Annotated in this window: 16 protein-coding genes and 4 pseudogenes; 6 read left to right on the plus strand and 14 right to left on the minus strand. The window is 48.8% G+C overall.

Annotated elements, in window-relative coordinates; genetic code table 11:
* On the plus strand, positions 1-600 hold a 600-nt coding region (locus NSMM_RS08425; protein WP_143001900.1), incomplete at its 5' end, for an IS1595 family transposase.
* Here the strand turns inward: NSMM_RS08425 and NSMM_RS17060 are convergent.
* Positions 593-670: pseudogene (locus tag NSMM_RS17060) on the minus strand (IS6 family transposase); the annotation flags it as partial. The gene NSMM_RS08425 and the pseudogene NSMM_RS17060 overlap by 8 nt on opposite strands.
* A 248-nt stretch (positions 671-918) precedes the next feature.
* The gene (locus NSMM_RS08430) at positions 919-1296 is read right to left on the minus strand and encodes a hypothetical protein (RefSeq protein ID WP_090286551.1); all 378 of its coding nucleotides are present in this window, start codon (positions 1294-1296) and stop codon (positions 919-921) included.
* 425 nt (positions 1297-1721) lie between these two features.
* On the opposite strand from NSMM_RS08430, the pseudogene NSMM_RS16445 reads away from it, so the two are divergent.
* Positions 1722-2159, plus strand: a pseudogene (locus NSMM_RS16445) (transposase); the annotation flags it as partial.
* A gap of 207 nt (positions 2160-2366) precedes the next feature.
* On the opposite strand, the gene NSMM_RS08440 reads toward NSMM_RS16445, so the two are convergent.
* Positions 2367-2930 (minus strand): DedA family protein, encoded by a 564-nt coding sequence (locus NSMM_RS08440; protein ID WP_090286555.1) that lies wholly within the window; start codon positions 2928-2930, stop codon positions 2367-2369.
* Positions 2931-3380: 450 nt separating this feature from the next.
* Between NSMM_RS08440 and NSMM_RS17065 the strand changes: the two are divergent.
* Positions 3381-3486 (plus strand): annotated as a pseudogene (locus tag NSMM_RS17065) (IS5/IS1182 family transposase); the annotation flags it as partial.
* Positions 3487-3711: 225 nt separating this feature from the next.
* Here NSMM_RS17065 and NSMM_RS08445 read toward each other — a convergent pair.
* Positions 3712-4761 (minus strand): PD40 domain-containing protein, encoded by a 1050-nt coding sequence (locus NSMM_RS08445; RefSeq protein ID WP_090286557.1) that lies wholly within the window; start codon positions 4759-4761, stop codon positions 3712-3714.
* A gap of 557 nt (positions 4762-5318) precedes the next feature.
* Here NSMM_RS08445 and NSMM_RS08450 point away from each other — a divergent pair.
* Positions 5319-5693: a SpoIIAA family protein gene (locus tag NSMM_RS08450; RefSeq protein ID WP_218121052.1), complete on the plus strand. Its 375-nt coding sequence runs from the start codon at positions 5319-5321 to the stop codon at positions 5691-5693.
* Positions 5694-5821: 128 nt separating this feature from the next.
* Here the strand turns inward: NSMM_RS08450 and NSMM_RS08455 are convergent, their stop codons facing one another.
* From NSMM_RS08455 to NSMM_RS08475, 6 genes and pseudogenes are all read right to left on the minus strand, one after another.
* Positions 5822-7300, minus strand: coding sequence for a multicopper oxidase family protein (locus NSMM_RS08455; protein WP_090286559.1), 1479 nt, complete (start codon positions 7298-7300; stop codon positions 5822-5824).
* 120 nt (positions 7301-7420) lie between these two features.
* Positions 7421-7573: pseudogene (locus tag NSMM_RS16450) on the minus strand (IS1595 family transposase); the annotation flags it as partial.
* A gap of 174 nt (positions 7574-7747) precedes the next feature.
* Positions 7748-9007 (minus strand): glycerate kinase type-2 family protein, encoded by a 1260-nt coding sequence (locus NSMM_RS08460; RefSeq protein WP_090286560.1) that lies wholly within the window; start codon positions 9005-9007, stop codon positions 7748-7750.
* Positions 8994-11843 (minus strand): excinuclease ABC subunit UvrA, encoded by a 2850-nt coding sequence (uvrA, locus tag NSMM_RS08465; RefSeq protein WP_090286562.1) that lies wholly within the window; start codon positions 11841-11843, stop codon positions 8994-8996. The genes NSMM_RS08460 and uvrA overlap by 14 nt, the downstream gene beginning before the upstream one ends.
* 266 nt (positions 11844-12109) lie before the next feature.
* The gene (locus NSMM_RS08470) at positions 12110-14329 is read right to left on the minus strand and encodes a VanZ family protein (RefSeq protein WP_176753902.1); all 2220 of its coding nucleotides are present in this window, start codon (positions 14327-14329) and stop codon (positions 12110-12112) included.
* Between the two features lie 54 nt (positions 14330-14383).
* A complete protein-coding gene (locus NSMM_RS08475) occupies positions 14384-15742 on the minus strand; it encodes a right-handed parallel beta-helix repeat-containing protein (RefSeq protein WP_245654746.1) in 1359 nt (452 codons plus the stop codon).
* A 41-nt stretch (positions 15743-15783) separates the two neighbouring features.
* Between NSMM_RS08475 and hemJ the strand changes: the two genes are divergently transcribed.
* A complete protein-coding gene (gene hemJ, locus NSMM_RS08480; RefSeq protein WP_090286565.1) occupies positions 15784-16197 on the plus strand; it encodes a protoporphyrinogen oxidase HemJ in 414 nt (137 codons plus the stop codon).
* Positions 16198-16217: 20 nt separating this feature from the next.
* Here hemJ and def read toward each other — a convergent pair whose 3' ends face one another.
* The 4 genes from def to ligA are packed head-to-tail and all read right to left on the minus strand — an operon-like array spanning position 16218 to position 20100.
* Positions 16218-16751, minus strand: coding sequence for a peptide deformylase (gene def / locus NSMM_RS08485; RefSeq protein ID WP_090286567.1), 534 nt, complete (start codon positions 16749-16751; stop codon positions 16218-16220).
* Positions 16741-17487: an S-methyl-5'-thioinosine phosphorylase gene (locus NSMM_RS08490; RefSeq protein ID WP_090286568.1), complete on the minus strand. Its 747-nt coding sequence runs from the start codon at positions 17485-17487 to the stop codon at positions 16741-16743. The genes def and NSMM_RS08490 overlap by 11 nt, the downstream gene beginning before the upstream one ends.
* Positions 17488-17513: 26 nt before the next feature.
* Positions 17514-18056 carry a hypoxanthine-guanine phosphoribosyltransferase gene (locus NSMM_RS08495; RefSeq protein ID WP_090286570.1) on the minus strand — a complete coding sequence of 181 codons (543 nt, stop codon included), beginning with the start codon at positions 18054-18056 and terminating at the stop codon, positions 17514-17516.
* Complete coding sequence (gene ligA, locus NSMM_RS08500; protein ID WP_090286572.1) at positions 18049-20100, minus strand: NAD-dependent DNA ligase LigA; 2052 nt, start codon at positions 20098-20100, stop codon at positions 18049-18051. Before ligA ends, NSMM_RS08495 begins: the two co-directional genes overlap by 8 nt.
* A gap of 267 nt (positions 20101-20367) precedes the next feature.
* On the opposite strand from ligA, the gene NSMM_RS08505 reads away from it, so the two are divergent.
* Positions 20368-21498, plus strand: coding sequence for a BaiN/RdsA family NAD(P)/FAD-dependent oxidoreductase (locus tag NSMM_RS08505; RefSeq protein ID WP_425412361.1), 1131 nt, complete (start codon positions 20368-20370; stop codon positions 21496-21498).
* Positions 21499-21636: the final 138 nt, after the last annotated feature.

The raw sequence follows: 21636 nt of genomic DNA on the forward strand, positions 1-21636 counted from the left end.
TGGCGCCATCGGTTCCTGACTTTGCCGGCGGCTACTAAAGCCAACCACTTGCAAGGAATCATTGAGGCGGATGAGACCTTTTTTCCCTCTTCCTGCAAAGGTCAACGTCACCTGAATCGTCCACCGCGTAAACGTGGCAAGCAAATCCATGTACGTAGCACAGGCAAAGATCAGGTGCCGGTGCTGGTAGTACGCGACCGCTCTGGTGCAACAGCAGATTTCATGTTGAATGCGCCTGATAGAAAGACAATTGAGCCTCCTTTGCGGGCTATCCTGGCAAAAGATGCCATTTTCTGTAGTGATGGCGCTGCCGTCTACCGGTCTGTGGCTCATAGCCTCGGAATTACCCATCGCCCCGTCAATCTCTCTGCTGGAATTCGAGTCATTGCTGGTGTTTACCATATCCAGAATGTTAATGCCTACGACAGCAGACTTAAACAGTGGATGAAAAGATTTCATGGGGTCGCAACCAAATACCTGGAAAATTACCTGGGCTGGCGTAGATGGCTGGAACGTTGGGGTGGGCACAACTCGCCAATCATTGGACTCCAGGCCGCTCTCGGACGAGAAAATCAGTTTCAACTATTAATGCAGACATAGCCTTGTTTATTCGCTTCACTGCCCGATGGTCTTGTTCCACGATATTGTTGAGGTATTTAACCTGCCTAACGACAATAGAAGTGTCATTATTCTGATGATCTGATCAACGGCTGCTTTATTGGCGCCACTCTTGTTCATCACTACTTTTTCAGGCATAGCATTGCATTAAGAGGAGTCATTGTCAAATTTGACGCCAATCAAGGAGAACACTTGATCCGGCCCGTGAAGGATTAGGATTAGTAGGAGCTAAAGAAATAAAAAGGGCAATGCGTATTTCTACGCATTGCCCTTTTTAGCCAAACCAATTATTTTCGATATTTATGAATCGTTTTTACCACCCGTTTTATTTGTGGTTGAAACTGATTTCATATCGGATTGCTCCGCCGCCATCGCGTGGTGATGAGCAGCTTGCTCCAAATATTCCTCTGCTGCTTTTTCGTACTTACGAATCTTGTAAATCACGTGCGATTTAATGTTCTTGCCATTTATACCGAAGTAGCTGGTACGTGGTTTGTTTTTGAAGATTTCTTGTTGCTCGGTAATCTTGGCGTTCATTTCTGCCGCCATAGACTCAAATTTATTAACCAGGACCTCATGATTTGCATCATCAGATGCAACAGAATTCATAGATGTACCGAAGATCAAGAACACAAATAACGAAAAAACTAAAACATATTTTTTGGTCGTTGTTCTCATGACTGGTTTCTCCTATAACTTCCCTTTGAAACCATTGTATGTCCGTCAACCTAATGAGTATATTGGGGTAACTATTATTTTTCTCTAAGGGTAACCATTAAATACTGTTCGGAGGGTTCTACGCCAAAACTGGCATTTTAATTTGAATATGAGCCCAAGTGCATTTTCATTTGTAGTTATTGTGAGTCCAAAAAAACGTTGAATGCAAGCCCGGCTGCTTTTAAACGCGAGCCGTTACACCTAGGGATGCCTGTGCCCGTTAATAACTAGCGACTAGATAAAAATGGAAAACTATCGCCAAAATTTTATTAATGCAACAACGCCATTAAGCGTGTTCAAAAAGGCAGAATAACCCAAATGTCGAGCCAAACTGAGCGCGGGCTAGCTCCACACCCCCTGTCAATTCAGAAAACTCTTTCGCTATACGTGACAAGGGTATCTAGGAAAAATTGCTGGAAATCCTGATTGATGATCCGAATTATGAGTGGCTGATGATTGATGCCAATCACTGCGAGGTTCATCCACATGCCGGCGGGGCCAGAGGTGGTAACCAGGATATGAATCGGACAAAAGGAGGCTCAACACCAAGATAGATCTGGCCGTGGAGTACGCATGTTACACAATGTGCTACTGCTGATTGCACGCAAGTTGGCCGTCTGATCGAAGGGATTGATGCAGATCATCTGCTGGTAGATCGTGGCCATGACAGTAATGCCATTATTGAACAGGCGAAAAAACAGGGAATGGAAGTTGCTATTCCTCCAAAGAAGAACCGGAAGACGCAAAGACATTATGATAAAGCGCTGTATAAACTTAGGCATCTTGTCGAAAATACTTTTCTTCATCTCAAAAGGTGGCGTGGTTTTGTCAAAAATAATTTTTTGCAACAGAGCCAAACTTTTAAGCATTCAATCAGTGATTTTAAGAGAGATAAAAATTGCAACCATAAATCCGGGCGCTATGTGAAGCGGATTGCTTTTGTTTTTGATGGAATTTTCTGAATAGCACGTCATCATTCTAACGTGCCTGGTGTGCTGAAACCTGAGAATCAGAATTCCCTGTCTGTTCGATTAGCTAATGCTTTTCTTTTTATTAAAGAAGTAGATGCACCATATAGAAATGCCCATTATCGCTAAGCCCAAAAACAGCCAAATTTCATAATATTCAATATCGTCTATGATTAGTTCGATGGTATGACCAAACATATATCCCATGACTCCAAAAACTATGCTCCAAATAAGCGCTCCAAGAAGATTCAAGATCAGAAAGCGAAACGAAGGAACATTGCTCGCGCCTAATAAAAGCGGAGTAGCCGTTCGTAAACCATAAAGAAATCTGAATCCCAGTATAAGTAATGTTTGATGTTTATTAAGTAATGCAATTACTTTTTCTGATTTACGTTTCAAGTTTGGCCTTTTTTCGAGGATACCCGTACCTTTTGTGAGGCCAAAATAAAAGAGAAGCTGGCAGTTCAGAAATGTAGCTAGAAAAGCAATGCCTATAACCCATATCAATTCAAGATAGCCTCGGTGTGCAGCAAAACCACCTAGAAGAAGAATGGTCTCGCCTTCCAGGAAGGTACCTATTGCTATTGCGGTATAACCATATGTCGATATTAGCTCTTCTAGAGACATTGTGTTTTGGAAGCCAGTTTACGATAAAACGAACGAATGAGTAGGTAATAGGCAGTAGATATCGTTACTTTAGCGGACACAACAAGTTACTATGGCGCTAATGTGTTGCATCAGATGAATGATTATTGTCTCTTAACAAATCTCAGCCAATGAATTCAGAGCAATTCGTTCTTGGTTGCTATAATGCAATCCATATTTATCTTTGATACGTTTCCAGCGCTTCCCATACTCACATCAAAATGATCTCATAGGTGGTGGCCATTCATGCGATGCTTTGTCTGATTTATTCTGGCTGGTTGCGTTGCGCTATGCACCACAAGCATATTTTCATAATCGTTCGCAAATACCCGTCCTTGTGTTCTTGTCCATTGACCAGCACCATGCTGGTTCGCATAAGCTAAAGGCACAACGTGTTTTGTACTCAGGATATGTAACCACTGCTTGACACACATGTATCAAGTTATCAGGCCTTTGCTGGAGAGTGCCTGCAAAAGGACGGCGCCACGCCGAGTAGATTTGTACGAGATATTTCTGCGCGATGCTGCGCACGGGCTGCCATATTACCTACCGACGCAAGAAGCAACATCACCGGATACATCGCTGTCTTCTACAACACCGAACGCCTGCATTCAATATTAGGTAATCTGCCACCCATCGTATTTGAACGAAAAATGGCAGAAAAAGAATCTATGGTGGTGTCTGAAATTACTTGACCACTAGACCTCTCCTCGAATAAACACTACCGTCATTCAGAAAAGAGTGGCAATTTATGGATAAATTCTTAACTGTTACTGTTTTTGAATAGATTAGGGGGCGGCCCTATCGGATCAAAGTCCTTTAACAGAGGAATACCACTCTTATTTATCCATCGAATGTCTGTATCAAAAGTATTCTGTGGCCCCCAGCTGCCGGTCACTTTTTTCCCATCCGACGTGAAAGTCCAACACATATCTTCTCCTGATGTATTAATGGTGTCACCGAGATTAACTGGTTCCTGCCATTCACCATCTGCATCTTGGTGTGAGATCCACATGTCATGTCCACCCCGAGAGCCCAGGTCAGTTCGCGTACTGGTAACAAGCAAACTCTTACCGTCTTTTGACAGCCCGGTCCAGTGCATATGATCTCGCTCTGGAGAATTGATTTTTAACCCCAAACTTACTGGTTTTTGCCATACTCCGTCTTTCTTTTCAACTTTCCAAATATCGCTCTGCTGCGTTACCCCAGGCTGGCTATAGTTGAAATAAATCAGACTGTCAGAAACGATAATTGGACAATGTTCCTCACCGGTTGAGGTATTGATGTTTGGAAGTTCTGGTACATCGTTCCAGTTCCTAGGCTGCTGCCATACCCCGTTCACCTTTTGAACGACGTACAGGTCACCTGACAACAAATTACCGGGTTCGTATCTTGTGAAATATATGACATTCCCGTCATCAGAAAAACTTGGTTCCAGTTCCCAGGCCGCGGTATTGATGTTCGGACCCATAGTAGGATCAATATCAGAACCTAAGTGAATGGGCTCCTGCCATGCGCCGCCCATGTTATGGGACATCCATATATCAAAATTGAGGGGGTCTCCAGGAGATTCAACACTGCCTTCGCGAGTTGAAACAAAGATTGCTGTTTTTCCATCCACACTGTAGGTAATCTCTATTTCTGTAGCAGGCGAGTTGATCGGTTCTCCCATACTCTTGGATGCCTTGGATGGCTCATCTGCTCCCCCGGTTTCGGCCTCATGCATGCCTGGCATCGCATACGAAAGATTATGTACCAGTATCAAAGCCAGAGATGAGAAATAAAGTTTTGCAGAAAAAAGTCCGTCTTTCATACGGGTTCCCTTTCAAAATGTTCCAATTTACGCCCGTAACTGAGCGACACTACACGAAAGAAATCGCCCTCTCTCATGTTCGATTATCTCCTAAAGGAGAACTTTTGTGCAATGCTAGGCTGCGCGAGCTAAAGACAGAGCCTAAGTGAATTTAAAAAATGTTTAAAACTAGTTAACTAAAAAATCGGATATAGCTGGTTTTTATTTTTTGCAACAGAGTCCGTTTTTGCGCTTAATGCGGCAGAACTTTGTTTAGCGCATCAATCTGTGATTCTTGGTTTTGGTCTTGTGTTGAAATACGAGCATAGCCAACAAGCATCTTAATCCCTCCTGAAACTCATACCCATGCTAGCTTTTTATAGGCCAGGTTTCGACAGTTGTTTAATGATAAGCTGAAAAACTGCGTCGTGATCTGCAACAAGAAGCAGAAAGCGGGTTAAATCAATCTGCTCTAAAAGGTATTCGTTGATTGAGAGTTATAACTAAATCTGATGTTTGATAAAAACCAGCTGGAAGAGGCTGGAGATTGGTTAAAACATTAACAACAAGGAGACAAAATGACCATAATATTCAAAGAGATTGAGATTGTGGAGGAAGGTAAACTCATTCATCTTACTATTGCGGGTAAGCTGGAAAAAGAAGATTACGATATATTTGCTCCCAAAATTGATCAGCAGATTAAACAATATGGCAAGATCAATCTGTTGGTGGAATTAATCGATTTTCATGGTTGGACAGCTGGTGCGGCTTGGGAAGACACCAAGTTAGGTGTGCGCCATTTCAATGACATTGAACGTCTGGCTATTGTTGGCGATAAAACCTGGGAGAAAGGCATGGCATATTTCAGCAAAGCTTTTACCTTAGCTAAAGTGCGCTATTTTGATATCAGTGAGCGTGATGAGGCCGAGGCATGGATTAGAGAAGCACAATAGGGTATTGTCACGCGACCGTCTTGGTTTGTAATAAGCATTACATATTAGACGGTTACGATAATAATATGAGTTTATTTATAATTTTAAACAATGGGTTAATATGGTTTTAGCTATAAGTTAATGGGACGCTAGTGATAAATGCGTGAATACGCCTCAATCACACTTGGTGCAAACAAAGGTGACTCAAATCCTTCATATTGCAGCACAGTAAACATTCCTCCCCACATGTGGTAGGAAATATGGCAATGCATTGCCCAGCGGCCGGGGTTATTTGCGTCAAATTGTACCGTTACCGTTTGATTGGGCATGACCAATACTGTATCGCGGATAGCTCCTGTAAAACGTTTCCCATCGATTGCAACAATTTGAAAGAAATGCCCGTGCAAGTGCATCGGATGGGACATGCCAGACTTGTTGATGAATTCGATTTCAACCCTCTCTCCTTCCTTGACAAAAAGCGAGTGATTGTTCGGCCACACGTGGTTGTTAATGGCCCATACGTAATATTGCATATTTCCGACTAGTTCAGCTCTTAGCTTGCGGTCAACCTTTCTAGGTATTAGCGGATTATTGGCCTTTAATTTCAGTTCAAGGTCATTCGTAATAGCTCCTATTGAATCCTTAGTCTCCATGGAAATTGAAGGAACTTCAATATCTTCTGTTTTCAGGATAGCACCTGTTACCATATTAGTCCCTTGTCCTTGGGCTAACAGGGGAAAGGTACCGCCCTCTTTTGGAATTGAGACAAGAATATCTACACGCTGAGCAGTGGCAAGTGGGAATGTATCAAGAAAAACAGGCACTACCGGATTACCATCTACCGCAATCAACTTTCCTTGAAGCTTCCCCAGATGTACATGAAAACCACTGGACGATGAGCTGTTGATGAAACGCAGACGGACAACATCTCCTGCTTTTACATTATAGCTGTCGAGATTCTCAAGAGTTTTCCGATTCGTCAGATAGGCATCATAATTTACGTCGCTGAGATCTGGTTTCATTGGCATCATTTTGGTTGAAATCGAAGGCTTCCAGTCACTCCCCTTATGTTTTGCCATAGCGATATAGTTTTTGCGCAGCTCCTGCCATATCTGATCCACATTTTGAAAGGTGAAATCTTGAAGAAATAAAATAATCTCAGGGTATTGTTTTTTTTCTTTAGGCATAAGAATCATCGGAATGGACATCAATTTCTGCTCATGCAAACCAAAATGGCTATGCGCGAAATAAGTACCCGACTGAACTATTTTGAAATTATAAGGATAAGATTTTCCCGGAGGGATCGGTGCTTGAGTGATGTATGACACGCCATCTTCTGAATTAGGGTCGATTAGTCCATGCCAATGGAGTGAAGTTGGAACGAGTGTCTGGTTCTCAACCACTACATTAAAACAATCCCCTTCTGTTTTTTGAAGGTACTCTAAGCCGTCATCAACAATAATTTGATAAACATTAGAGCTTCTTGCCTTAACCTGAATTGCAGTTTCAATAATTTTTAGGTGTGTGGATTTACCTGTAACCTCTTTACAAAGATCATACATCGTTGTTTGGGCAACTGACAGCGAAGCCACTAATAATAAAACAAAGAATAAAATGAACTTGCCCATTCAGCTCCTTCACGCTTAGCGTCGATTTTTCCAAACTAAGCTACAAACCATCATACCATCGCCTACCATATTTGATATGGTCAACTAAATCCGAGAAGTATTCCTTCATCATGGTAAAGGCTATGTCTGCATTAAACGCTGAGACTGATTTTCTCGCCAGGGAGCGGTCTGGAGTCCAGCGATTGGCTGGTTGTGCTCGCCCCGGCGTTCCAACCGTCTGCGCCAGTCCAGATAATTTTCCAGGTACTTAGTTGCGACCCCATGAAAACTACGGTTCTGTCACAAATATTCGTAAAGTGCAAGGCTACACTTATCTGCATACTTTCTAATCAAAATTTTGTCGTGTCGGACAGCTTGTGTTTTATCGGTGAGGTGGGTCATTTATCCAAGAAAGGAGTGATGCGGGGATCGTTTTTATATCCGCAATGACCTATTGCATGAAGCAACTCACAAAACCAGAATCACACGGAAATCATTGACATTGGTGCGTGTCGGACCAGTCGTCACCAAGTCGTTCAGATGTCTGAAAAAGGTATAACTGTCATTATTGGCAAGTAGGGCAGTGGGGTTGAGTTCCAGTTGTTGTGCGCGTAACAGCGAATCAGGTGTCAGAATGGCGCCAGCGCTGGCAACGGTGCCATCAATGCCATCAGTATCGCAAGCCAGTGCATAAACATTTTCCAGTCCATCCAGCGCAATTGCCAGCGACAACAAAAATTCACTGTTACGTCCGCCCTGACCATCTCCTTTGACGGTAACCGTCGTCTCCCCGCCAGAGATCAGGGCAACCGGTGGTTTATAAGGGTGGTTGTAGTGGCGTATTTCCCTTGCCAAGGCAGCATAGACTTTGGCGATCTCGCGCGCTTCCCCGGTGACGCTGTCACCCAGTATCAATGGAGTGATTCGCTGGCTTCGGTAATATTGTGCTGCTGCAGTCAGCGACTGATGCGCACTGGCAATGATGCGGTTTCTGACGTTTCTGAAAACCGGGTCACCTGGTTTAGGTGTTTCGCCATTTCCTGCCCGCAAAACCTGCTCTATTTGTGCAGAAATACGAATGGCATACCGCTCGATGACCGCCAACGCATCCTGACAGGTGGTGGGATCGGGTGCGCACGGGCCAGAGGCAATCTGGGCGGGGTCATTGTCCGTGACATCGGAAATGATCAGGCTGTAGACCGGGGCGCGGCTGGCGGCCGCCAGCCTGCCGCCAAGTACGCTGGACAGATGCTTGCGTACCGTATTGATTTCCTGGATGGTTGCGCCACTGCGCAGAAGTTGCTGCGTGATGGCAGTCAATTCTTTCAGTGTGACGCCAGCGACAGGCGCACACAGCAAACTGGATCCTCCGCCACTGAACAGTCCCAGCAGCATGTCTTCAGGCTTGAGCAGTCGGATGGATTCGAGCATAGCCTGCGCGGCAAGCTCTCCCTGTCTATCTGGCAGAGGATGGCCAGCTTCAATAACGACGATTTTTTGTGTGGGCGCACTATGACCATACGGAGTCAGCACCATTCCTTCCAGTTCGGCGTTCATCGGCCAGCAAGTTTCTACCGCATGTGCCATTACTGCAGCGGCCTTGCCCGCGCCAACAACCAGTGTGTTGCCTTTGGGCGGCTCCGGCAAATGTACTGGTACGATTTTCAGTGGATTGGCGGCCGCGAGCGCGGTCTGAAAGCTGCCAAGTAACCACTCACGCGCTGCCATGCATCTGCTCCTGTTCTTCGAGAGCAAGCAGTGGCAGCAGGAATTCTCCTGTGAAGCTATTTGGGTTGAGTGCAACTTGCTCAGGCGTACCCTGTGCAATGATGTTGCCGCCCCCTGCGCCACCTTCCGGGCCGAGATCAATCAACCAGTCGGCAGTTTTGATAACATCGAGGTTGTGTTCGATGACGACTACGGTATTGCCGTGATCACGCAGGCGGTGCAGCACGCCAAGCAACAGATCGATATCCTGAAAATGTAGACCGGTGGTCGGCTCATCGAGGATATAGAGTGTGCGGCCGGTATCACGCTTGGAGAGCTCAAGCGACAACTTGACCCGTTGCGCCTCCCCACCTGACAACGTAGTGGCGGACTGGCCGAGCGTAATGTAGCCGAGTCCTACATCCAGCAAGGTTTGCAGCTTGCGCGCTACTACCGGTACGGAATCAAAGAAATTACGGGCATTCTCGACGGTCATTTTCAGGATCTCATGGATATTTTTGTTTTTATACTGAATTTCCAGCGTTTCACGATTGTAGCGTTGTCCGTGACAAGTGTCACACGCGACATAGATATCCGGCAAAAAATGCATCTCGACCTTGATGACACCATCGCCTTGACAGGCTTCACAACGTCCTCCCTTGACATTGAAAGAGAACCTGCCGGGGGCATAGCCTCGTTCCCGTGCTTGCGGCACGCCGGCAAACAACTCGCGCACCGGGGTAAATAATCCGGTATAGGTAGCGGGATTGGAGCGCGGCGTGCGTCCGATGGGACTTTGATCAATGTCGATCACTTTGTCAAAAAACTCCAGTCCATCGATTGTCGTAAATGGCGCGGGATCGGTCTGGCTGCCGTATAGATGACGTGCGACCGCGCGATACAGGGTGTCATTGATTAACGTGGACTTTCCGGAGCCGGAAACGCCGGTCACGCAAACCAGTAACCCAATCGGCAGATCGAGTTGTGCATGCTGAAGATTATTACCAGTCGCGCCCTGAATACGCAGCATCCGTTCCGGATTCGGAGGCGTACGCGTTGCCGGTACGGCAATGGCTCGCCTGCCCGAAAGGTATTGCCCGGTCAGCGATTCGTTATTGGCCAGAATTTCGGCTGGCGTACCTTCTGCGACGACTCGCCCGCCATGCTCGCCTGCGCCCGGACCCATATCCACAACATGATCTGCCAGTAAAATGGCTTCCTGATCATGCTCAACGACGATAACGCTGTTGCCAAGATCGCGCAAATGTTTGAGTGTTAACAGCAGCCTAGCATTATCGCGTTGATGCAGGCCAATAGAAGGTTCGTCGAGCACGTACATCACGCCTGTCAAGCCTGAGCCAATCTGACTGGCGAGACGAATTCGCTGTGCTTCGCCGCCGGATAGAGTATCTGCGGAGCGGTCCAGCGACAGATAATCGAGCCCGACATCGTTGAGAAACTGCAACCGGTTGGAAATTTCACGCACGATACGTTCTGCAATTGCCTGTTTGTGGCCTTCGAGCTGCATCTGGTCAAAAAACTGTCTGGCCTGGCGTAACGGCCACGCGCTGATGACATAAATCGTTTTGCCATCCACCAGTACGTGCCGTGCTTCGCGGCACAGGCGGGTTCCTTCGCATTCCGGGCAAACGCGTGTGTTAATCAGCTTCGCCAGTTGTTCGCGCACCACCTGCGATTCTGTCTCTCGATAGCGGCGTTCCATGTTGGGGATGACGCCTTCGAAAACATGCGTTTGCTGGCGCGATCGACCGCGGTCATCCGGATAAGCAAACGCAATTTTCTCTTTCCCCGACCCGTAGAGAATAATTTGCTGCATGGTCTCGTCCAGCTGCTCGAAAGTGGTATCCAGATCGAAGCCATAATGACTGGCCAGACCCTGCAGCATCTGAAAATAGAATTGGTTGCGATGATCCCAGTTACGGATGGCGCCACTGGCAAGCGATAGGTGGGGAAACGCCACGACACGTACCGGATCGAAAAAAGTGATCTGCCCAAGTCCGTCGCATTTGGCACAAGCACCCGCAGGATTGTTGAAGGAAAAAAGACGGGGTTCCAGCTCGGCCAGCGCATAGTTGCAGACCGGGCAGCTGAATTTTGCCGAAAACAGATGCTCCTGCCCGCCATCCATTTCCACCGCCAGCGCCCGGCCATCGGCCAGTCGCAGTGCGGTCTCAAAGGATTCGGCCAGCCTTTGTTTACTGTCAGAAGAGGTTTTGAGCCGATCGACGACAACTTCGATACTGTGTTTTTTGTTCTTAGTTAGTTTGGGGGCATCATCGAGATCGTAGAGTATTTTGTTGACCCGCGCGCGAATGAAGCCCTGTGCGCGTAATTGATCAAAAAGCAACTGCTGTTCACCCTTACGTTCGCTGACTATAGGCGCAAGAATCATCAGGCGGGTATCCTCCGGCAATTGCAGAACGCTATCCACCATTTGCGAAACCGTCTGTGCGGTCAGGCTGATGTCGTGTTCCGGGCAACGTGGTTCGCCCGCGCGTGCAAACAGTAACCGCAGATAATCGTGAATTTCAGTAACCGTTCCGACCGTAGAACGGGGATTGTGCGACGTGGCTTTCTGCTCGATGGCGATCGCGGGCGAGAGTCCCTCGATCAGATCGACATCCGGTTTTTCCATTAACTGGAGAAACTGGCGCGCGTAGGCGGAGAGCGATTCGACATAGCGCCGCTGTCCTTCGGCATAAAGCGTATCAAACGCCAGTGAAGATTTACCGGAGCCGGACAATCCGGTGATCACGATCAGTCGGTTACGCGGTAAATCAAGATCAATATTTTTGAGATTATGCGTACGTGCGCCGCGAATCCTGATGACTTCCATTAATATTTGGTCCGCCTTGATGAGTGAATCAACAACCCTCTAATATACCGCGAATCCGGTTAACAAGTGCATAGCAGCTTTCATGTGTTTGGTTTTCGCATGCATATGGTTATGATGGGAGCCATGCTGGTGTGATTCTATAAAACCTGAATCACCACCTGATTTCATGCGCTGCTAATCGAAAAACCCTGGATGTGGGCGTCCATGCATACCCTTAAGTACCGATGCTGATCAGCTAATCTGCTGGCCAGATTTTTAGAGACGCTCTACAGTGTGGATGATGTTTGCTGCTTTGCTAAACGTATGCCGACGGCGATGACGCTTGCCATGCTCAGATAAGCGATCGCCCAGCGCAGCAGTAGTTCTGTTTCCGTGAGGGGATTGCTGCGGTTAGCGCCTAGTAGGAATTGCAGTGCTGAAAATACGCTGTCATATTTGAACAGCACAGTTTCCAACCCTTGATTGATTAACCACCAGCTTGCCAGCAACGATAGCGTGCTTCCGATGGCGACAAGCAGAATGACGACAGGGCGCAAGCTGACACGTGATAGCAGGCTGGCATGGATAGCGAGCAGTAATAGCCAGGCGCCTAGATAAGGTTCGCCATCGGGTGCAATCAGTTCTGTTAGGTTGTCGGTAATGGCGGCATCCACGACAATCCATTTGGCGCCCCACCAGAGCGGGAACAAAATGAGGCAGGCGCCAATCAGCGTGGGCGGGCGCCACAGTCGGTTGGCAAATAATGCACACAGCGTTAGTGGAATCAGCAGCAGCCAGTAAAGTGCTGTAAATCTCACGGTGCGTTCGAAGGCAACGATAAATGAACCCGGCCAGTTCTTCAGCTGATTCTGCCAGTCATCACCCCATATGTTTTCCTGTACGATGCGTCGATAAAGATCGGGGGAGCCGGTAATGTCGTTCATGCTTTCGGTGGTGACTGCAAATTGAAGCAACAGCAGGCTGATGCAGGCGGTGATGAATAACCAGAGGGGTAACCACAAGGCGGGCCATGGTTGTCTGCCTGCCCGGCAGGAGATCCACCAGGGGCCAGCGCCTAGCCATAACAGCACCAATGTGAAAATGAAGCAGCCAAGCAGGCGATCCTCGCCGAACAGTTCGCGCAAATTATAGGGCACGCCCGGCAAATGAATTAAAATCCATAGTCCAAGAGAAAGGGTAAATATTATCAACAAGATACCCAGCCATGCTTTGCTCCCTTTGTTAACACCCTGCATCAAACTCAGCGAAAGTTTCGGTGACAATTTTTCTTCCGCAGGTTGAGCGATGAGCGGCGAGGCTGATTGAAATGAAGAGGGGAAGTCAGGTTGATGTCGCTGAAGTGAGAGTGCGAAAGGTGTCAACGTGGCCAGGATAATCAGAGGCGTGGTATCGCCGTGGTAGCCTATCAGTAATGTACGCACACCTTCCAGTAGCGATATCAGCAGCGCAAGCAATAGTGGCCACATCCAGGTGGTTTGCCGGATGGCTTGCCACTGACTGGATAGGCCTGCCCATAGCAGCGATCCGATTGCCAGGACTTCAAATGAGGTAGGCGAAACTGCTTTGGTATTCCCGAACCATAAGAGTAATGCAAAGGGTGTAAATGTAAATTCTCCATCAGCAGCCTGACCACGGAATGGAAGCAGGATGGTCGTAAGGTAGGCACATAAGGCAATGATTACCACGGCAATCCATGCTTTGGTGCGTAGCATAAATTCGAGACGTTCACCAACTACGATTCCAAGACAGATACCAAGCAGGGTTTCTCGATGTAAATTACCATAAGGTACAAGTATTTCAAGGAGAATCAGTACCAGAACGGTAATCATGATGATTGACCATCGCTGTTGCAGTAGCTGTGCCCGTAAAGCAGCGAGGGTGCCAAGAATCGCCGCGAGTAAATGCTGCCATAAACGCATCCACTCAAAAGGTGGTGCGTAAAAGAATGTTTTGGTGTGATTGCGTAACTCGGAGATGTCGAGTGTCGGAACAAATGGAAAAGATTCGTATACCAGCCATGCCATGAAAAGGATGAGTGCAAACCGGTCATGTGGCTGCTGTATTCTGATTGAATGATGGTGCAGCCATGGTGTCAGCAAACGGGCAGACAGCAGCCCGGTGATGAGTCCGAGGACATTCCAGAAACTGTCTGTCAGCGAGGCGACCCGCCCCGGCAGATAGAGTTGTACGATCTGCAGTAATACACCCAGGAATATCCAGAGGAGTACTGCGGCAATGGCGCGTTGTGAAATACGATTAAAACAGAAATACAGCGCGACGCCCAATGGTATGAATAATAGAAAGTTGTCGATTGCATCTGAGCGCTGCAGGAAGGGGTTCAAATTGGCATAGAGCTGCTCGAAAGGCTGTGGAGACTGAAAATTGAAGGGAAACAGCGAGCCGTAAATAATAAACCCCACTACCAGCGTCAATAGCGCCCAGGCAGGGGAAATATGATCGGATAATCTGGTTTTTGGTATGGTCAAAATCGACTTAAATAAGTTTTGGTTTGTAGATATTTATTATATGCAGGTGGAGGATTATCTGGAGCGATGTTCAGGTTGAATCATGTCTGGCTTAACAGTGAGCTGCGGCAACCATCTGACAGGTCTGCCATGGACATACGCTCCAATACGATGATTGCTGATATTGCCGTCAAAGTCGAGTTGCCAGTGCAAGAATTTTTCAAAAGATTTCGTTGAGCTGCTTTTTTCAAGCAGACTTTCAGATAATTTTGCAGACAGCGGGGCGAAATTCATTTTGCCCACCGATGCGAAAGGTGCTATCAGAAACTTGCTGGCTTCTGCATATTGGCTGACCATATTGAGGCGCATTGCTCCGGCGGGAATCGATGTTCGTTGCGTAAAAACAAGATTGGACGTAATGACGGGGTCGTTTGATGGATAGCCGCCAGCATGATGAATCCCTACCCCGTTTGCCAGCACCGTATTGAAAAAGATATGGATGTCGCGAGGGATGTCGTGGTGTGGTTGGATATGGACTCCATTGCCGTGATGATTGACGAAGAGATTGTTGTAGATCGCAATATTGCCTTCACCCTGAAACAGGGCTTCCTGAGCATTCTCGTAAAAGAAATTGCCATAGATCAGGTAACGATCATTTTTGCCGGGACCATCAAGCGGCCAGTGTCCGACGAGCACGTTTGGTCTGGCCATGGTTGGATCCTTGTTTTGGCTGGCTTTGGCGAAAACATTATGTCGGATGATAGTAACCTGATCCTGCTGCGGCATGCCGTCGATTACTGGTCGCCCACGCTGATGTTTGATCTGCAGATTGTAGCCCAGTGTGTCGGTAACGAGATTATGCTCGATCAGTCCCGCGATGAATGGTGCTTTGCCGTCGGAGTCACCCAGATATAAACCGGTTCCTGCGTTTTGGATGATGTTGTGACGAATTGTCCAGTTCCAAGCTGGACATTTGGTGGAGATGGCGACAATTTGCTGATTGTGGTCGTGCCGCTGGATCAGAAGATGCTCAAGCGTGATATGGTGCGCCCAGGCGGCATGGCCTTCGCATTTGACGCCATCAACCGGCAGGCTGCGTCCATCAAGTTCGAGATGACGTAGGGTGACATGGCGCGAGTCGATGATGCTGATTGTATTGTGCCGGGGTCTGGCGATGAATACGGCACGTTGCCCATCGGTTGGGCCAGTGATCACGATCGGTGCGTCGGGCTGCCCCTTGAGCTGGTGAATCGGCAATCCTTGGCTATAGATACCGGGCGAAAGTGACAACTGATCTCCTGCTTGCAGTTTTTTGAGTTGCAACCGATAATCAGCCGGATTGGCGGTATATTGTCTGGCTTGCGTGATCACAGGCATGATGAGCAGCGCTGCCAGAAGTAGTCCAATTGTGCTGAATGGCCGGATATCCATCATAATGAGCTCTCTTCAGTAAATTATATATTCGAGGACGACCCATGCTCTGGATAAAATCATTACATATTATGTTCATGGTAACGTGGTTTGCAGGATTGTTCTATCTGCCGAGATTGTTCGTCTACCATGCCATGTGCACTGATCAGGCGGGTAATGAGCGCTTCAAGGTAATGGAGCGCAAGCTCTATTATGGCATTATGACGCCGGGCGCTGTGCTGACGATTGTATTTGGCATGTGGTTATGGCTGGGTTATGGTTTCGCGGGCATCTGGCTGCATGCGAAACTGGCGCTGGTTGTTCTGCTGGTTATTTATCATGTTTATTGCGGCAGGCTGCTCAAAGCGTTCAAGGAGGATCGCAATCAGCATGGCCATGTCTATTATCGCTGGTTCAATGAGTTACCCGTGCTGGTATTGATTGCGGTGGTGATTCTGGTCGTTGTCAAACCCTGGTGAACCAGATGTCCGCCTGTCCGTTATTCATCGATCAGCGGCTGATCTGGAAAGAAGGTGTCGCTGTAACCAAACTTGCGTAAATCAGGAATACGCATCGGATAAAGAATGCCCTGCAGGTGATCGCATTCATGTTGTACGACGCGAGCATGAAAACCCGACACTTCCCGCTCGATCGGTTTGCCGTCCTGATCGGATCCCTGGTAGCGCAGATATTCAAAACGTGACACCAGTCCACGCATGCCCGGAATGCTGAGGCAGCCTTCCCAGTCTTCCGTCATGGTTTCGCCCAATGGTGTCAGCACCGGGTTGATCAGAACGGTGTAAGGTACCGCTTCGGCATCCGGATAGCGCGATGTGCGCTCCACACCAAAAATGACAACTTGCCAGTCCTCGCCGATCTGGGGTGCAGCCAGTCCGGCGCCATTCATGGCGGCCATGGTGTCCTGCATGTCCTGTAGCAAGGTGCGTAATTCCGGAGTAGAAAACCGGGTGACCGGTTTTGCTTGCCGGTAGAGGCGCGAGTCGCCCATTTTCAGTACGGGTCTAATGGACATCGTTTTTCACCAGATGATTGAGTATGTTTCTGACATTGACCATTGATTTCTCCAGAGTGGCAAAGACAGCCTGCAGCGGGATGCTGTCCTGGCTGTCGCCCCGTCCGGCGGCATAGTTGGCAACGGTGGCAATGGTGGCGTAGGAAAGTCCGAGTTCTCTGGCAAGAATGGCTTCCGGCATACCCGTCATGCCGACCATGTCGGCGCCGTCGCGTTCCAGCCGGTTAATCTCGGCAATAGTTTCCAGTCTGGGACCTTGGGTGGCGGCATATACGCCACCATCGAAGATTTTTTCACCAGCCTGGCGGGCGGATTCGAGCAGACGGGTGCGTGTATCGGTGCAGTAGGGTTGCGTGAAATCGGTATGGACGACTTGCCGGTCGGTATCCTCGAAATAGGTGAATCTGCGGTTATAAGTATAGTCGATGATCTGATCTGGAATGATAATGGTGCCGGGCGTCAAATTGGCGCGTATGCCGCCAACCGAGGCTACCGCAATGACACACCTGACTTTCAGTGTGCACAGCGCCCAGATATTGGCGCGGTAGTTGACCATATGCGGTGCAATGGTATGCCCATGGCCATGTCTTGACAGAAAAACAACCTCATGACCGTTGATGGTCCCAAATATCAATGGGCTCGAAGGCTCACCATAAGGAGTCCGCATCATCTGGCGATGCGTTACTTCGAGACCCGGGAGCTGTTTCATGCCACTGCCGCCAATTACCGCAATCATAGAAAAATCAATCCTGAAAATTATAGTTATCCGAGCGCATATATTGCCGGAAGATTACGCCATTTGCCATGCAGATCCATGCCAAAACCAAAAATGTAGCGATCGGGTAGATCCATGCCGATAAAATCCGCCTGAGCGGGTTTTTTTCTGCCAGTCTGTTTGTTTACCAATACCACGCTGTAACACGCCTGCGCGCCATTATCCAGTATTTTTTCATTTATTGCCGCCAGTGTGCAGCCTTCATCCAGAACATCATCGACGATCAGCACTACCCGGTTCCGCAAATCGGCGGGAGGGGCGGCGATCCACTTCAGTTCTCCGCCATGCAGGGTTTCATGATAACGGGAAACCTGCACGTAGCCGAAAGTCAATGGAAAATCGAGCAGTGGCAATAGCTGGCCAGCAAACACTATTGCACCGTTCATGACGCAGAGCACCAGCGGTTCCTTACCGGACAGGGTGGTATTGATTTCTTGCGCCAGACGGTGGATGGTGGCTTGCAGCGTTTCGCTGTCACAGAGTAGCTCGGCTTGTGCCGTTTTCAGATCGGTTTTGGTGAAATCAGTCATGTTTTTGATCAGCAGATTGTAAGAGCACCAGTAATTGTGCTTCATTAAGAATGGGTATGCCCAGTTTGATGGCCTTGGTATATTTGCTGCCGGGGTCGGCGCCTGCCACTACATAATCAGTGTTTGCCGACACACTGCCGGTAATTTTACCGCTCTGCTGCTCAATACGCGTCTTGGCCTGCTCTCTGGTCAGGTGCTCCAGTGTGCCTGTCAGCACGAATTTCTTACCCGCTACTGCCGAATTGGTGATGTCGGTGGCTGGTGTTTTCTCAGTAGACTGTGGCCAATGAATGCCGCTGGCGTGCAATTGTGCGATTACCTCACGGTTATGTGCTTCGGCAAAAAAATCCACGATACTTTGCGCAACAACCGGCCCTACATCGGGAATGATCTGCAGTTTTTCCAGGGTCGCCGCCATCAACCGGTCCAGATCACCATTTGCCCATCTGGCGAGGGTTTTGGCGGTTTCTTCCCCGACATGGCGAATGCCTAGCGCATAGATGAAGCGGGGCAGTGTGGTTTGCATGCTCTTTTGTATGGCAGCGACCAAATTGTTTGCCGATTTTGTGCCCATGCGTTCCAGTTTACAGAGCGTGGCAACATCGAGCCGGTAGAGATCGGCGGGCGTTCTGACCAGTTCCTGCTTAATGAGCTGATCAACCAGTTTTTCACCCAAGCCATCGATATCCAGCGCGCGCCGTGAGGCAAAATGCCAGATGGCCTGTTTGCGCTGTGCCGGACAGTACAGGCCGCCGCTGCAGCGCGTGATGCTTTCCCCTGTCAGACGCACCGCCCGGGAGCCGCACACCGGGCAGTGTGCCGGCATGACAAATGGTTTGGTATCCGGCGGGCGCTTATCAATCAAGGCCATTACCACTTCAGGAATGACATCGCCTGCTCGCCGCACGATTACCTTGTCGCCGATCATGATCTGTTTGCGTGCTATCTCATCTTCATTGTGCAAGGTCGCATTGGTCACGGTCACGCCGCCGACAAAAACGGGAGCCAGGCGCGCCACCGGTGTCATGGCGCCGGTACGACCAACCTGAATTTCGATTGCCAGCAAATCGGTGACGGCTTCCTGCGCGGGAAATTTGTGAGCAATTGCAAAACGGGGGGCGCGCGCAACATAGCCCAGCTTTTCCTGAAAGGCGAGATGATTGACTTTGTAGACTACGCCATCAATATCGTAGGGCAGGGTGGAGCGTGACACGCTCATCTCCTGATAGCAGGCAAGCAATGCCGTCACTCCGGTTACCGTGCGTGCCTGGGGCGCGATCCGAAAATGTTGTGACCCAAGAAAGGTCAATATCTCGCTGTGATCGGTGAATGCCAGTGCATGCGAGGGATAAGTGCCGATTCCGTAGGCATAGAAGGTCAGACGACGTGTCGCGGTAATGCTGGAATCCAGCTGGCGCAGCGATCCTGCAGCCGCGTTGCGCGGATTGACGAAAACTTTGAGCCCTGCCTCCTGTTGCTGTTGATTGAGTCGCATAAAATCAGCTTTGTGCATGACGACTTCACCACGAATTTCCAACGATCCGGTCAAGGATTTAGCCTGCAACCGCAGGGGTATCGACGGGAGAGTACGCAGATTCCGGGTAATGTCTTCGCCAACATACCCGTCGCCGCGCGTCGCCCCATTCACCAGAATTCCATTTTCGTAGACGAGATTGACCGCGAGCCCATCGAACTTCGGTTCGGCGACATACTCAATTGCATCTGCTGTGAGCAGTTCACAAATCCGCTGATCGAATGCATGAATTTCCTCGCTAGTAAAAGCGTTCGCCAATGACAGCATGGGAGTGTAATGGTTAAATGGTGCAAATGCCTTGAGTGGCGGGGCACCGACGCGCTGGGTGGGAGAATCCGGTGTGATCAGATGGGGATATTGCTGCTCGAGCTCCTGCAGTGAGCGAAACAGTGCATCATATTGCGAATCGCTGATAATGGGTGCATTCTGGGCATAATACTGATAGTCATGGAGGGAAATTTCCGCGCGCAATTCCTGCAGGTGCTTTTCAATGTCTATTTCTGGTTTCATTCGTGGTGGCAAGACAACAAAGTATTGCGATGAAATATGAATTTTTAGAGGTGCCCAATAGCGAATTATAATGACAGAGCGTACTACGATAATCAGGTAAAGGGCATATATGCCCTTAAGTTAAACGGGAAATTCATGACATCATCCGTTCGTTTGTTCTGCGGTTGCGTGTTGCTGCAGTTTATGATGGTATTTGCTTGCTGGTGATACTTTTTCGTGTCTGATACTTACGATGTGATCATTATCGGTGCAGGCGCGGCCGGTTTGATGTGTGCAATCGAAGCCGGAAAACGGGGACGGCAGGTATGGCTGATTGACCATATGGCCAAAATTGCGGAAAAAATCCGCATTTCTGGCGGCGGACGCTGCAACTTTACCAATCTCTATGCCGGGCCGCAGCATTACCTGTCGCAAAATCCGCATTTCTGTAAATCAGCCCTCAAACGATATACCCCGCAGGATTTCATCGCGCTGGTGCGCAAGCACGCCATTGCCTTTCATGAGAAAAAATCAGGGCAACTGTTCTGTGATGTCTCGGCCAGACAAATCATTGACATGCTGCTGATGGAGGCGCAGGAGGCGGGCGTCAAACTGCAAACGCAGGTCAGGATAAACGCAATTGAAGCGGAATCCGGCGGTTATCGCGTCAGAACCAGTCTGGGTGACGTGTGCTGCGCTGCGCTCGTGATTGCGACAGGGGGTCTTTCCATTCCAAAAATTGGCGCAACCAATTTTGGATATGAGATAGCCAAAAAATTTGGTCTGAATGTGATCAAACCACGCGCCGCTCTGGTGCCGTTGATTTTCGACGGCACCATGCTGGCGCGATGCCGTTTGCTGAGCGGACTTTCTTGTGAAGCCGAGGTTCGCTGTGGAAAGCAGACTTTCAGTGACGGGCTGCTGTTTACACATCGCGGTCTGAGTGGCCCCGTTATTTTGCAGATATCATCCTGCTGGGAAGAAGGGAAGGAGATCGTGGTGAATCTTGCGCCTCAGCAAGACGTATACGAGAGACTGATCAGGCAGAAACAAATGCAACCCAGGCTGCACGCCAACAATGCGCTGATGGAAATATTGCCTAAACGGCTGGCACAAGGTATCTGTGATGAACATGCCTGCAGCGGGGCATTGAGCGATCTGCCCAATATCCGGATTGCCGAAATTGCCCGTGCCTGTAATGACTGGCATATAAGGCCAATTGGTACCGAGGGTTATCGAACCGCCGAAGTCACGCTGGGAGGCGTGGATACCAGAGAGCTGTCATCACAAACCATGGAAGCCAGGAATCAGCCCGGCCTGTTTTTTGTGGGAGAAGTTGTGGATGTCACGGGTCACCTTGGAGGGTTTAATTTCCAGTGGGCGTGGTCATCCGGGTATGCTGCCGGGCAAAGTGTGTAGCCGTTTGCAGAATTATTGAATTCGCCAGTCTGCCTGTTTTCAGGTGATGCAAACCCTGGGCTTACCCCACGCAGTTAGCAGGCAGGTGGCAGGCGCATACAGGTCTGGACAGCACCGACTCCATGTGTGCCAGGTTGC

Source organism: Nitrosomonas mobilis (genome assembly GCF_900103035.1).
Lineage (GTDB): Bacteria > Pseudomonadota > Gammaproteobacteria > Burkholderiales > Nitrosomonadaceae > Nitrosomonas > Nitrosomonas mobilis.

What these genes read in the sequence shown, in the direction of transcription:
- ligA (WP_090286572.1), bottom strand. Translation starts at nt 20,100, where the DNA reads ATGAAACCAGAAATAGACATTGAAAAGCACCTGCAGGAATTGCGCGCG.
- NSMM_RS08430 (WP_090286551.1), bottom strand. Translation starts at nt 1,296, where the DNA reads ATGAGAACAACGACCAAAAAATATGTTTTAGTTTTTTCGTTATTTGTG.
- NSMM_RS08450 (WP_218121052.1), top strand. Translation starts at nt 5,319, where the DNA reads ATGACCATAATATTCAAAGAGATTGAGATTGTGGAGGAAGGTAAACTC.
- NSMM_RS08460 (WP_090286560.1), bottom strand. Translation starts at nt 9,007, where the DNA reads ATGGCAGCGCGTGAGTGGTTACTTGGCAGCTTTCAGACCGCGCTCGCG.
- NSMM_RS08495 (WP_090286570.1), bottom strand. Translation starts at nt 18,056, where the DNA reads ATGACTGATTTCACCAAAACCGATCTGAAAACGGCACAAGCCGAGCTA.
- NSMM_RS08445 (WP_090286557.1), bottom strand. Translation starts at nt 4,761, where the DNA reads ATGAAAGACGGACTTTTTTCTGCAAAACTTTATTTCTCATCTCTGGCT.
- hemJ (WP_090286565.1), top strand. Translation starts at nt 15,784, where the DNA reads ATGCTCTGGATAAAATCATTACATATTATGTTCATGGTAACGTGGTTT.
- NSMM_RS08440 (WP_090286555.1), bottom strand. Translation starts at nt 2,930, where the DNA reads ATGTCTCTAGAAGAGCTAATATCGACATATGGTTATACCGCAATAGCA.
- NSMM_RS08490 (WP_090286568.1), bottom strand. Translation starts at nt 17,487, where the DNA reads ATGATTGCGGTAATTGGCGGCAGTGGCATGAAACAGCTCCCGGGTCTC.
- uvrA (WP_090286562.1), bottom strand. Translation starts at nt 11,843, where the DNA reads ATGGAAGTCATCAGGATTCGCGGCGCACGTACGCATAATCTCAAAAAT.
- NSMM_RS08455 (WP_090286559.1), bottom strand. Translation starts at nt 7,300, where the DNA reads ATGGGCAAGTTCATTTTATTCTTTGTTTTATTATTAGTGGCTTCGCTG.
- NSMM_RS08505 (WP_425412361.1), top strand. Translation starts at nt 20,368, where the DNA reads ATGTGTGCAATCGAAGCCGGAAAACGGGGACGGCAGGTATGGCTGATT.
- NSMM_RS08475 (WP_245654746.1), bottom strand. Translation starts at nt 15,742, where the DNA reads ATGATGGATATCCGGCCATTCAGCACAATTGGACTACTTCTGGCAGCG.
- def (WP_090286567.1), bottom strand. Translation starts at nt 16,751, where the DNA reads ATGTCCATTAGACCCGTACTGAAAATGGGCGACTCGCGCCTCTACCGG.